This window comes from Citrobacter sp. wls710, assembly GCF_005281115.1.
Lineage (GTDB): Bacteria > Pseudomonadota > Gammaproteobacteria > Enterobacterales > Enterobacteriaceae > Citrobacter > Citrobacter werkmanii.
The window spans coordinates 173424-186399 of record NZ_SZXD01000032.1; the positions used below are offsets into that span (position 1 = coordinate 173424).

The window sequence follows — 12976 nt, forward strand, 5'->3', positions numbered from 1 at the left end:
ATCACCGACGTAGCTTATGAATGGATCCTAAATAGCCAGCGCCAGCTTCGTCCCCTGTGCAATCGCCCGCCGCGCATCCAGCTCACTGGCCACGTCACAGCCGCCGATTAGATGCACCGTTTTACCTGCCGCGTGGAGCGGTTCGACCAGCTCACGGCGTGGCTCTTGTCCGGCGCAAATCACCACGTTATCCACGTTAAAGATCACTGGTTCGCCGTTCAACACAACGTGTAACCCATCATCATCAATTTTCTGGTAACTGACCGCCGGGATCATTTTCACGCCGCGTGAGAGCAGGGTGGCGCGATGGATCCAGCCCGTCGTTTTACCTAAACCTTGCCCCGGTTTGCTGACCTTGCGCTGCAACATCACTATCTGACGCGGACTGCGGGATAAGTGCGGACCTTCAGGGCGTAAGCCGCCAGGCTGTTGCAGGCTGGTGTCGATCCCCCATTCCACACAGAACTCAGCAATGTTCTGGCTGGTGGGATCGCCTGGCTGGCTCAGATACATGGCGGTATCAAAGCCGATCCCGCCGCAGCCAATGATGGCAACGCGTTTGCCCACCGGCGCTTTATCGCGCAGGACGTCGAGATAGCTCAGCACTTTAGGGTGATCGATCCCCGCGATCGGTGGCATCCGTGGTTCGATCCCACTGGCGAGGATCGCCTCGTCAAAAGTTTCCAGATCGCGCGCGGTGACAATGTGGTTCAGTCTTAGCGTCACGCCCGTCACGTCGATCATCCGACGGTAGTAGCGTAGGGTTTCATAGAATTCTTCTTTGCCGGGGATCTGTTTGGCGATATTAAACTGTCCGCCAATCTCGCTATGGGCGTCAAACAGCGTCACGTGATGCCCGCGCGCGGCGGCATTAATGGCGAAGGCGAGGCCAGCAGGACCCGCGCCGACAACCGCCAGATTTTTCGGCACAGTTACCGCAACGATCGGCATTTTGGTTTCATGGCAGGCGCGTGGATTCACCAGACAAGAGGTGACTTTGCCGACGAAGATCTGATCCAGGCAGGCCTGGTTGCAACCGATACAGGTATTGATTTCATCCGCTCGTCCGCTTTGCGCTTTTGACAGCAGTTCGGCGTCGGCGAGGAACGGACGGGCCATCGACACCATATCGGCATCGCCGCGGGCCAGAATGTCATCGGCGACTTTAGGATCGTTAATGCGGTTGGTGGTGACCAGGGGGATCGTCACATGACCTTTCAGCTTGCGCGTCACCCAGCTAAATGCACCCCGCGGCACCGGGGTGGCGATGGTGGGGATACGCGCCTCGTGCCAGCCAATACCGGTGTTGATAATGGTTGCGCCTGCGGCTTCTACAGCCTGCGCCAACTGGACTGTTTCCTCGAAGGTGCCGCCGTTTTCTACCAGATCGAGCATCGACAGGCGGAAGATAATAATAAAGTCATTGCCGGCACGCTGACGTACTGCCCGTACCACCTCGACGGCAAAACGCATGCGGTTGGCATACTCACCGCCCCATTCGTCGTCGCGCTGATTGGTGCGCAGGGTCAGGAATTCGTTGATGAGATACCCTTCCGAGCCCATCACTTCCACGCCATCGTAGCCCGCTTCTCGCGCCAGCTGCGCGCAGTGGGCAAAATCCTCAATCAGCTGCAGCACTTCATCGTGCGTCAGTTCATGCGGCGTAAAACGGTTGATGGGGGCCTGAATGGCAGAAGGCGCCACCAGATGCGGCTGATAGCTGTAACGCCCGGTATGCAGGATTTGCAGAGCGATTTTGCCGCCTTCGTCATGCACGGCATCGGTAATCACGTGATGATGCGCGAGCTGGCTGGTATCGTTCAGCACCGCGCCGCCTTCCATACCCACGCCGGATAACGCTGGCGCAATGCCTCCGGTCACAATCAGAGCCACGCCGTGACGGGCGCGTTCGGCATAGAACGCGGCCAACCGTTCTGCCCCGTCGGGATATTCCTCCAGCCCGGTATGCATTGAACCCATCAGCACGCGGTTTTTAAGCGTGGTGAAGCCTAAATCGAGCGGGGCGAACAGTGACGGATAGCTCATAAACGTGTCCAGTATGTAAAATTATTGTTATGTGGTCGGATGAGTTAATAATTTAGCCGTCGCAGCGTAAAAGGGAAAAGGGGAATGCCGTGATTGTGATGGGATTCAAAAAAGGAGTGGAGCCAGAGAACGAATTTGCCCGATGTCGGTGCAAGCGCCTTATCCGGCCTGTGAAAATGTGTCCTTGGTAGGCCGGATAAGCGAAGCGCTATCCGGCGATATGTCACAGCTTACTGTTTTTTAAGAAAATCGTTGTACAGCATATAGAGATGCGCCGCGCTCCAGGAGAAATTAGGCGCGCCCTGTTGTGCGCCGGTCAGCGGGTTATAGTTTTCCTGAATCGGACCGTCAGCGGTGAGGCCTTTGGCGTGGCTGAAGAAAGTATCCGCCAGTTTTAACGCTTCATTGCGATAGCCGTAACGCTCCATCCCTTTTAGCCCGAACCAGAACTGATCCACCCAGACGCGTCCGCGCCAGTATATGTCTGGGCCAAAGGCCGGATTGGTCAGCGCTGCCGTGCCAAGCGGCACAAAGGTGTTGAACTCATTAGGATCGAGCATCACCTTAACCACCGCATCCGCGTGGGGCTGCGTTGCTGCGCCGTTAAACAGCGGCGACCAGCCTTCCGGCCCTTTACCACGCTCGACGATCGGTTTACCCGCGCAGCCGTTCGCCAGCGGAATATCTTCTATCCTGATGTCATAGAAGAACTGGGTACCAGGGTCGAACATGCAGGTATTGATGTAATCAGCCAGCTCCTTCGCTAACGACTGATAGTGTTTCGCGTCTTGTGTTTTACCGAGGATGGTCGCCATCTCTGCCAGATAATGGTTGTCGCTGTACATGTAGCTGGCCTGATCGACAGACTCCTGAAGCAAAGAATAGCCGACCAGGTTTCCGTTTTTATCGCGGTTTTCAGCAAAATTGACCGTCCAGTCGCTACGTTTACCGCCATTGGCTACGTACTTATCTAGCTGATCTTTATCAATAAAACCAAAGACTGCCGCATCATCGCGTCCCGATTCCCATCCAGCCGCTTCCTGCGCCGGAATGCTCAGGCTGTCATACTGAGCGCTTTTAACCACTTCTGCATATTTTTTCAATCCAGAGAGCGTCTCTTCCTTGTCACCTTTCTTCACCGTAAACAACATTTCACCGCTGTCGGTGTTGTGAGCTTTATCGCGCGTTGCGCCATATTCCGGTACGCCGTTGCCGTTGTGATCGCGGTTACGCAACCACCAGTCGTGGTAGGCCACCAGCTTCGGATACATCTCCTCCAGCCAGGCCTTGTCTTTGGTAACGTTGTAGACTTCCATCACCGACCACGCCGCCAGGCTCGGCTTGGTGTTACGCTCGTTCCAGTTACCGCCGTCGCCGCCGCGTTCCGGGATCTTATTCCAGGTCACCAGGTCGAGGATCATACCGGCATCCTGCGGCCGTATGGGATCGTTGGGCTGCATTTGCCAGTCAAACAGGGCGCGAATGCTGTCTTTCGCAATTTCGGGATTGAAATGCACCATGGCATAGGCGATTTTCCAGCTGTCCCAGGCATAGGTCTGGTTGCCAGAGAACCAACGTGCCGTGACGGAAGGTGTAACGGTATTGTGTTTTACTGCCCCTTCCGGGACGCGCCAGTTACCGGTTAAGGTTTCAATCGCTTTTACCGCGACGCGGGTTTGCTCGGCCGTGGCATCCGGATTGTTTAACCCTTTGTTGAGGTACTCTTCCCAGCGCTGTTGTGAAGCGAGCATGTAAGAAGTCGGGCGCGCCAGAATATCGCGGATTTGCGCCTGTTCTTTACTGACTTCCAGTGAAGTCAGCAGATGTGAATAGGTGGTATAGAACGTGGTTGAACCTTTGATATGCGCCTTGCTGGTGAAGCGATGACCGCTGACCTTCGTTTTCATCGGCAGCGATTTATGCACCTGATATTCTGACTCGCCAGAGGTAAGCAGATCCCAGGTCGAACGCACTTTGCCGAAGGTGACTTTCAGACCATCGCGAGTGGCGACGATTTTGCGTTGATAATCCGGATACTCTTCATCGACGGTTTTGGTCGATGTCGGCTTCCCGTCTTTTGCCTCCACTTTTTCCAGCAGCTCGCCATCCCACACCAGATCCAGTGGGGTATCACTGGTTATCCTGGTTTCAAGCAGCGAAGTGTGTGAATCCGCAAAACGCAGGGTCATGTTAACTTCGATGCCGGGGGCCGTCAGTTTTTGTACCAGCGCGCCCGGAATGCTGTACGCCTGCATCGCGAAGGCCACTTTTTTACCGCTCTGGTACACCGTCAGGCGATCAAAGTTAGTCGCCATAAAATTGATGTACTCCTCTGTAAGCAGAGCGACGCCGGGGAAGCCCCCCATGGTATTTGGGCCGTCTGGCAGCAGGTGCCCATGCCATGAACCCAGATCGAAGAATGGATTAAAGCGCTGATGGCTGTCGTTATTGGTATCACGCATATATTCAGGTGCGCCGTGGCGATCGATAACATCTTTAAAATCGGTGGCGGTTGCTGCATGCGCTGACATGCTAAATAATAATGCGCAGGCTAGCGGGGTTAACGAATATAATTTTTTCATAATAATGAAGCTCCTTTTCACATTTAGCGAAATAAACAGAGAAATTAATGACCCCAGTAGTAATACTGCATCAGGAATATTTTGTTATCTGAATCGTCAGTACTGTTACCCAGGTTGAATCGGCTATCAAAAGCCGTGGCGAATTTACCGCCGCCATATTCGTACCAGATGCCAAATTGCGCATAGGATGTGGTTGTGTCGGGATCGTTATCCAGGTTGTGTTGCGCGTAGCTGTAGGCCGTAGAGAGATAAAAACCTTTAAACGCCTCATACATGGCGCTGACCATCGCGCCGGTTTCCGTTCCCGGATTACCCAGCCCTTCACCACGTCCGGTATGGTGCCAGACACGTGCGCCGAAGTTCGGCGTCAGAAAACCGGTGACAAAAAGTTGGCCGGTGCCATCGGTAATTTCTGTCCCGCCCATCCAGGTGACATCTTTCATAAAGTCATACTGGATATAGCCGTTTGCCATTGCAGGGTAGATATATTTATCGGAGTAGCGATCGTATTTACCAAAATGCAGCCATGCTTTATCTTCATCGGTATGACCAGCCGGTGTCGCGATGATGCTATAACGGAAATCACCGCTAAGGTTTTGTACTTTGACGGCCGTGGCAATATCGCGAGTATTGGGAAGTTCATAACCAAACTCTGGCGTGAAGTCTGCCCAATATTGCAGATCGTCCAGAGAAGAGTCGTTATGCAGGCTCAGAATAATTTCGGTTTTATCATCGGTTCGATAACCACCCCAAAAGCGGTTAATCCCCCCTTCAAAACCACCCCAGCCATGATCGGGCACCCAGGCATTGCCATCGTGGTCTGCCTGTACTGTCCAGCCCTCACCGTATATAAGCCCAAACCAGTGCCCGTATTGCCCCTCCACGCCGCCTTCAATATAAGTACCGTCTTCGTATTTTCCTTTATAATCACCCTCCAGTGCCGTATAACCACCCACCCCCATTTCGCCATAAAAACGAAATGAAGGTGTAGTGTTTGTTATTTCTGGTGTTTTAGTATCGTCGTGTGTTGCTGGAATATTTTCCTCCGCCATCGCCAAAGGAAGGTAGCAACAAAAGGCCAGGGCGAGTAATGCCCTGTAAGTGTTTTTATTAAGTGTCATCTTTCTATTCCATCAGAAGATAATTATTTTATTTTTTCACTGTAAATCTCTTAGTCAACAAGCAACCCTCCTGTTACTTGCATAACGGGAGGGTAGGACTTCAGATAACGGCGTTACAGATTAAAACGGTGTCTTAAACTTTATTAAAGAGTGAGTTATCGTTAGGGTTTTTAATCCTCCAGCGGTTATACATAATGCTGCAATAATAGAACACGGCAATAATACTGACGGGGCCAAGAATAAGCTGGATTAATGACCCCATAAAATTAGCGCTCCAGTCCTCTGGCCCAGGGATTAATGCAGCTACTGTAGACGCGGCGAAAATAATCACGATTGGTGCCACGGATAATAACGCCCAGAAACGCCCTTTACCGAGGAAGTAAAAATCACGTGCGTAATCCTGATGAGTGGACTGCATACGTAGCTTTATATAACCTGCTACCATAAACAGCACGGGAATCGTTGCTGCACCCCCGTCCAGGTTTTTCACTGCCACCAGAATGGTGTTCATTTCCGAGTTAAACTGGCCCAGCATAAACAAAATAATGATGATTGTGACGACAATGCCTTGCATTTTCAGGGCGTTGACTGGCGTGCCTTCACTGTTTACCTCTGAGAGTTTATGGCCAAAAATGCCTTTTGGCGCATCAACAAACAGCATTTTGACCGGCGCGGCAGTCCATAACATCAGGGAACCACACAGTGTGGTGATCATCAGGAATAATGCGATAACATTGGTCCACCAGTCAGGAAACCCTAGCTGCTGGAAGGCGACGTAAATAGCGGATAACAGACCGAGATTGGAAGCCTGTTCAGCAGGTAAAATGAAATTCATCAGGATTGATGAAATTACAATAATACCGGAGAAAATAAAGACGTTAAGAATTAGCCCGGTTCTGAAGTTACGATCACCACCACGGATATTTCGCTTATAAGCGGCCAGTGCTTCCAGCCCGCCCAACGACTGGAGAGCCCAGGACATGGAGGCTACTTTGGACCACGACAGGTCAATGTGCTGTAAGTATTCAGGCGCAATCGGCGTACCGTTAAAAGTCACCGTGCCGGAAGATAACTTCCAGGTTGCGGCAATGATGAACAGCATGGTTAAAGCAAACCCAGCGTAACCAGAGAATGAAAGTGCCCGCGATAGCCATTTGGGGCCTTTCATTGATACCCATGTCGCCAGCCAGAACAGCGCAATCGAAGTAATACTGATCACCGGTTTAAACCAGGTCTGGTTGGTTAATTGGGTAACAAAGGCTACGTCGCTGGTACAGGTGTAAATAAAATAGGTAATGATATTAGGCAGCAGATCGACAAAATAAAAAATATTGACATAAAAGTAAAAGAAACCGGCGATAAACCCCAATTTTCTGCCTAGAATCAGGTTCAACCATGTCTGATACCCACTTTCAGATTCACGCAGCTTTTTAATCGATGAAAGCTCAATGATCATGAATGTATAGGGAATTGCATAAAATAATGAGGCAAAGGCATATAATAACCAGGAGTTATATCCCCAGTCGGTGTATTGACTCACAACGCCTTTAAGAACAAACCCTCCTCCTGCAATGGAGAAAAACAAGAATGTTATTAGAGACATCTGATATCTTGCATCGGATTTTTCAGACATACCATATCCCTTTATTCGTGTATTAAAATAGTTTTATTTGAAAAAATTTCGAATGTCCGTAAAAGGACATTCGAAAAGGGTGTTAATAAAATGGTCTTACACATCAGGACGCACGATGCGTAAATAAAACGCATAGTGATAAGGTTGTACCGGTAGTTGGTAATCTTTGGGAGGTAAAGAACCCCATGAGTTTTGCCCACCCGTCCCCATTTGCGCCAGATCGATGTTCCACGTGGTTATGTCTGCTGGTTGCACATCAACGCCATGTTTATGCGATAACGGCGTTAATCCCGATGCGCTACTGCCATCATTATCAGCGACAAAATCGAGCTCGCTTGCGGCGAAAGGCCAGGCGCTGGTGTTAAGTAACTGCCCGTCGGCAATCGCTTCGAGGCCGAACCCGTCATGATTGACGATGCGCACCCAACGAACATCCGTTTTATTACCGCTTTCCTGCGGTCTGGGGTAGGCGTGGAATTGCTCCCAGGTTGTTCCACCATAGATACCCGCTTTGGCTCCCTTTCTGTCGGCATAAGTTTCTACCGGACCACGGCCAAACCACTGGATATACTTAAACTCACAGGGCAGGGTCAGCTGTGAACCCATGCGTAGCAGAAGGGGGAGTTCGCGGGCTGCTGGAATAAAGTCAATGCTGATGTGCATTTCTCCCGTCGCGTGTATGGTCCAGGTCAGGGTATATCTGCAGTCGACTGTCGGGAGGGTGAATTCGGTAGTGACGACCGCGGTGTGGCTGGATGGCTGCTCGATTATGAGGCTGGATAATTCGCGCAGTTTGCCTGCGTCTTGCCAGATCGCGGATTTATCGAAGAGTTTGGCACCCAGATCGTTATCCGTCAGCCCCCGCCAGAAATTGGGTTCAATACCGGTAAGAATCAGCGCTTTCCCCTCGGCTGACAAGTGAGCCATTCGACCCGTGCTGCGCTCGAACGCGAGAGTGAAAAGGTTACTGCTGATATCAATGGATGTCGGCGTCTCTTGCACAGATAAGGTGAGGGTGTTTGCCTCTGGGCTGAGATGAAAAACTGCCGGCGGCGTTAGGCTGAATTGCTCCCAGGCAATTTCATATCCGCTGCCAATTAGCGGAACTTCATCTTTGGTAACCGCGCTGAGTGTGACGAGGTATTCTTTGTTTTCCTGACGCGAGAGATTTTCCACTGGGACGTGAAGAGTCTGACGTTGCGCGGGCTTCACGTTAAAGCAGCCCAGGCTACCGTGGGCGATTTGGTGTCCGTTTTCAATGATGCTGTACTGAATGTCGCAATGAGATAAGGCAATAAAATCATAGCGATTTTCTATCTCAAATACGCCAGATTGTGGATCCGTTGCGTGAAAACGAATGGGCTGGTACACCTTTTTCACTTCCGCCATATGTGGATGTGGCGTGCGATCGGCCGCAATCAGCCCATCATTCATAAAGTTGCCGTCGCTGGGTTTATCCGGGTGATAGTCCTTACCGTATCCCCAATATTTTTGACCGCGTTCGTTGGTCAATTCCAGCGCATGGTCCATCCACTCCCAGATAAAACCGCCCTGCAGATTGTCGTGCGCGTCGATAATGTTCCAGTAATCACGCAGGATGCCCACAGAGTTTCCCATAGCATGCGCGTACTCAATCATAATCATCGGACGATCGCTGCCCTTGCAGGCAAACTGCTCTAATCGCTCAAGCGTGGGATACATTGGGCAAACAATGTCGCTGTAATACGCTTCGCCAGCGGGTTCATACTGTACCGGTCGGCTGTTGTCTTTCTCTTTTATCCACCGATAGAGCGTTTCAAAAACACATCCGGTTCCGGCTTCATTGCCCATCGACCAGACGATAACGCAGGGGTGATTTTTGTCGCGCTCAACCATCGCCTGGACGCGATCCAGGTGAGCAGGGATCCAGGATTCGGTATCGCCGATTTGCGTTTCAGGTTTTAATGCCAGCGGATGTGATTCAATATTGGCTTCATCAACAATATAGATGCCATATTCATCGCATAGCTGATACCAGCGAGAATGGCAGGGGAAATGGCTGGTGCGGACCGCATTGATATTGTGCTCTTTCATCAATCGAATATCAGTCAGCATATTTTCTTCGGTCGGAACATGACCGAGGGTAGGGTGCAGCTCGTGGCGGTTAACCCCTTTGATCTTAATTGCTTTACCGTTGACGGTGAGCTGGCTGTTGATGATTTGTACTTTGCGAAAACCTATTTTATGGCTGGTCGCCTCGATCACTTCACCCTGCGGGTTAGTCAGGGTAATTAATAATGTATATAGGTTCGGGGTTTCTGCACTCCAAAGACGAGGAGCCTGAACCTTATCAGCGAAACTAAACTGCTGCTCTGTTCCGTTACGGATGAATGATTGATCTTTATCGATTAATACAGAGAAATCATGGGAATCATCCAGCAATTTTGCATTTAGTAAGAGTTCGACAGGTTGGTGGTCATAATGCTTCAGATTGATGCTAACGCTGAATATACCCTGCGTATATTCTTCATTTAATTCTGGTTTACAATAAATATCATAGATGCGTGTTTTATCAGTGGAATAAATGAATACCTCACGTTCGAGGCCAGACATATCCAGCATGTCTTGTTTTTCCACGTAGCTGGCGTTGGCCCAACGGTAAATTTCCAGCGCGATGGTGTTTTCGCCCGCTTTAATGTAAGGGGTGATATTAAATTCAGCAGGGTTTTTAGCATTCTGGGTATAACCTACGCGCTGACCGTTTATCCAGACAAATGAGGCCGTTCTGGCACCAGCTAGCTGTAGGAAGACTTCACGACCGGTCCAACTGTTGTCCAGGTTAAAAGTACGGCGATACGAACCGACCGGGTTATAGTCGCGCGGGATTTCCGGCCACTGGGTGGTGAAAGGGAAACGTTCGTCAATATATATTGCCTTATCAAAGCCTTGTGCTTCCCAGTTGCCCGGAACCTGAATGGTATCCCATGCGGAAACATCATAGTTTTCTTGATAAAACGTTTTGGGTCTTGAGCGCGGATTGCTTGCGCAATGGAATTTCCAGACCCCATTCAAAGACAGATAATTACTGGCTTCTGTAGGAATGTTTTTTATTGCCTGCCAGGTGCTGGTAAACGGAAATAGATAAGGCCGCGGTGGCTCCTTGTTGATTCCATTAATTCGATGATCTTCCAGAACCGCAGGGACATGATCGCGTTCGGCATATAAAGCAGCAATATGCTGTTTGTCAGAGACAACGACACTCATAATATATCTCCAGATCTTAAAGAATTTAATATATTATTTGTGGTGTGTATTTCTTAATTTAATACATCACCGACGAAAATATTTAACGATCTTTCATTGTGACGGCAGATGAAAATAAGCGATAACTTACTGCCGAAAAGTGATACGAAAATAAGGGTTACACCAGTTGTACTAACGCGTTGGCCATGACTTTAATAACCAATTTTTTAACCATGGCATGTGTAATGAATCGATACGCTTCATTATTGTCACAAATAATAATTTGCCCTTCCTGCACCTGTACGGTTTGTCCTAAACCTCTCAGGTATTCACGGTCAGTTTCCTCTCGGTAGCAATCGACCTGCTGGAGCTGCGCTTTCGCCGCATATTCGATTTTCTGGGTTCCGTGTAAAAAGCAATGCACCTCAACGTAACGACGATGTCCGGTAAAAAGCGCATCCGTTGTACTATCAAATCGTACGTCGTAGTTCAGGACATCTCCCCGTGAATAGACAATGCCTGGCGTGATGTCTCTGGCGCTATCCAACAAATCGGCACAACTTTGCCACCGATGTTGTGTATGCGCATGTTGTTGGAACAGTTCGAAGCTATCGAGAATTCTCATTTTTCTTCCTTATGCACAGAACCTTGATCAACAACCCAGGTGACATCGCAGTATGGTAATCATTTTAGTAAAAGTTTTACTAAATAAAATAGACGAAGTTGATTTACTTTAACTTGATCACGAAATGGAGATATTTGGCAGGTAACGACAGAAGAGGCTTACCCGACGATGGCGTCGGGTAAATGAGGCTTAACGGGTAGTGCCACGTAGTTTTAGCTGGCTCGGAACATAGACCTGAAGCGGTAAAACCCGGCCATCGCGAACTTTTTCGATAAGCAGATTTACCCCCTGGATACCCATCATCTCTGAGTGGATGCGCACGGTTGAAAGCGGAGGAAAGGTAAAGCGTGCGGTAGGAATATCGTTGATGCTGATAAGGGAAATCTGTTCCGGAATGCTGACCCCCTTTTCATGAATCGCGCGCAACACACCGATGGCGATAGAGTCTGAAGCCACGAACAGCGCAGACGGGTAATCTTTTTTGGCCAGCATTTCTTTCGCCAGTTCATAGCCAGAAGCGCTGGAAAAGCTGCCACGATAAATATCCGATTCGGATACCACCCCTTTCAGCCTGCCGTATTCCGCAAAGGCAACCTCGCGAATATCGGCTTCACCAGGCACATCTTCGCCGCCGATAAAACCAATTCGCGTTGCACCTTGCTGAATGAAAAAGTCGATAATTTCCTGACTAATCTGCGTCAGATTAGTATCAACAAAGTCATATTTACCGCCAGGCGGCTGAAAATCGATAAAGCAGATATTGTCCGTCAGGGAAGTAGCGGTATGGCATATCACCTCACTGGCCTTCCCGACTACCAGCACGCCGGTGAGTTTTTTGATGGCGGGGACACTATGATGCTCGTAGCAATTGGTTAGCTCAATACCAAGCTTCTCACACTGGGTTTCGATTCCGTGGCGTATCGACAGATAGTACGGATCGTTGATCTCCAGCTTCTGTTGATAGCTATAGAGCGCAAGGATGTGATGCTGGTTGACGATGTTAACCTGCGTTCTATGGGATGAGCTGCTCTTGTATTCCAGCTTTTCCGCAATTTCCAGAATACGATGCCGGGTTTCCTCTTTCACATTCAGAGTGGGGTCATCATTCAAAACCCTGGATACGGTTGCCAGAGAAACGCCAGCTTCCGTTGCTATATCTTTAAGTGTTGCCATATGTGCCTTTCATACCACCCTTCGACGCATGGGGTATTTATTGTAAAGGAAGCGATATGAGATGCATCTGTTTTTAGTAAATTCATCGCCCTTTGTGTTTCATAAATACCGTGCTATTTTTTAGTAAAATTTTACCAGAAAGGAGGTCGGATGGATAACGTTGCGTTTGCTGATTTCGCCCGGATGGAAATACGTGTCGGAAAAATCGCGCATGTGAAGCGCCATGACAATGCGGATAAGTTGTACATCGTGCAGGTGGATGTGGGAGGGCATACGCTGCAAACCGTCACCAGTCTGGTGCCTTATTACAGCGAAGAGGAGCTGATGGGCAAAACGGTGGTGGTGCTGTGTAATCTGCAAAAGGCCAAAATGCGCGGTGAGACATCAGAGTGCATGCTGCTGTGTGCGGAAACCGACGACGGTAGTGAAAGCGTGCTGTTAACGCCAGAACGGATGATGCCAGCCGGCGTACGCATTGTGTGAGTTGTGTGATTCTGCCGGATGGCGGCTACGCCTGAGCCTACAAAGGACACACTTTCGTAGGCCAGATACTCACAGCGCCATCCGACAGGTA

At 49.8% G+C, this 12976-nt stretch carries 8 protein-coding genes; 1 reads left to right on the forward strand and 7 read right to left on the reverse strand.

From position 1 onward, the window contains the following. Positions 1-27 precede the first annotated feature (27 nt). The 7 genes from FDX14_RS14435 to ebgR all read right to left on the reverse strand — a co-directional run bounded on the left by FDX14_RS14435 (position 28) and on the right by ebgR (position 12402). On the reverse strand, positions 28-2046 hold the full coding sequence (locus FDX14_RS14435) for an NADPH-dependent 2,4-dienoyl-CoA reductase (protein WP_137349712.1): 2019 nt from the start codon (positions 2044-2046) through the stop codon (positions 28-30). A gap of 230 nt (positions 2047-2276) precedes the next feature. After that, a complete protein-coding gene (gene ygjK, locus FDX14_RS14440) occupies positions 2277-4628 on the reverse strand; it encodes an alpha-glucosidase (RefSeq protein ID WP_137349713.1) in 2352 nt (783 codons plus the stop codon). A 44-nt stretch (positions 4629-4672) separates the two neighbouring features. Further along, positions 4673-5749, reverse strand: a complete 1077-nt coding sequence (ygjJ, locus tag FDX14_RS14445) for a protein YgjJ (RefSeq protein WP_137349714.1) — start codon at positions 5747-5749, stop codon at positions 4673-4675. A gap of 133 nt (positions 5750-5882) precedes the next feature. Then, positions 5883-7382, reverse strand: a complete 1500-nt coding sequence (locus tag FDX14_RS14450; protein WP_137349715.1) for an APC family permease — start codon at positions 7380-7382, stop codon at positions 5883-5885. A gap of 96 nt (positions 7383-7478) precedes the next feature. Continuing rightward, positions 7479-10625, reverse strand: coding sequence for a glycoside hydrolase family 2 TIM barrel-domain containing protein (locus FDX14_RS14455; protein WP_079225963.1), 3147 nt, complete (start codon positions 10623-10625; stop codon positions 7479-7481). A 157-nt stretch (positions 10626-10782) separates the two neighbouring features. Continuing rightward, positions 10783-11229 carry a beta-galactosidase subunit beta gene (locus FDX14_RS14460; RefSeq protein ID WP_079225964.1) on the reverse strand — a complete coding sequence of 149 codons (447 nt, stop codon included), beginning with the start codon at positions 11227-11229 and terminating at the stop codon, positions 10783-10785. Between the two features lie 189 nt (positions 11230-11418). Next, positions 11419-12402, reverse strand: coding sequence for a transcriptional regulator EbgR (ebgR, locus tag FDX14_RS14465; protein ID WP_061382479.1), 984 nt, complete (start codon positions 12400-12402; stop codon positions 11419-11421). Positions 12403-12552: 150 nt separating this feature from the next. Here ebgR and FDX14_RS14470 point away from each other — a divergent pair, with 150 nt between their 5' ends. Further along, entirely contained in the window at positions 12553-12885 is a 333-nt protein-coding gene (locus tag FDX14_RS14470) for a tRNA-binding protein (protein WP_079225965.1), read from the forward strand. Positions 12886-12976 lie beyond the last annotated feature (91 nt).

What these genes read in the sequence shown, in the direction of transcription:
- ygjK (WP_137349713.1), bottom strand. Translation starts at nt 4,628, where the DNA reads ATGAAAAAATTATATTCGTTAACCCCGCTAGCCTGCGCATTATTATTT.
- FDX14_RS14450 (WP_137349715.1), bottom strand. Translation starts at nt 7,382, where the DNA reads ATGTCTGAAAAATCCGATGCAAGATATCAGATGTCTCTAATAACATTC.
- FDX14_RS14455 (WP_079225963.1), bottom strand. Translation starts at nt 10,625, where the DNA reads ATGAGTGTCGTTGTCTCTGACAAACAGCATATTGCTGCTTTATATGCC.
- ygjJ (WP_137349714.1), bottom strand. Translation starts at nt 5,749, where the DNA reads ATGACACTTAATAAAAACACTTACAGGGCATTACTCGCCCTGGCCTTT.
- FDX14_RS14435 (WP_137349712.1), bottom strand. Translation starts at nt 2,046, where the DNA reads ATGAGCTATCCGTCACTGTTCGCCCCGCTCGATTTAGGCTTCACCACG.
- FDX14_RS14470 (WP_079225965.1), top strand. Translation starts at nt 12,553, where the DNA reads ATGGATAACGTTGCGTTTGCTGATTTCGCCCGGATGGAAATACGTGTC.
- FDX14_RS14460 (WP_079225964.1), bottom strand. Translation starts at nt 11,229, where the DNA reads ATGAGAATTCTCGATAGCTTCGAACTGTTCCAACAACATGCGCATACA.
- ebgR (WP_061382479.1), bottom strand. Translation starts at nt 12,402, where the DNA reads ATGGCAACACTTAAAGATATAGCAACGGAAGCTGGCGTTTCTCTGGCA.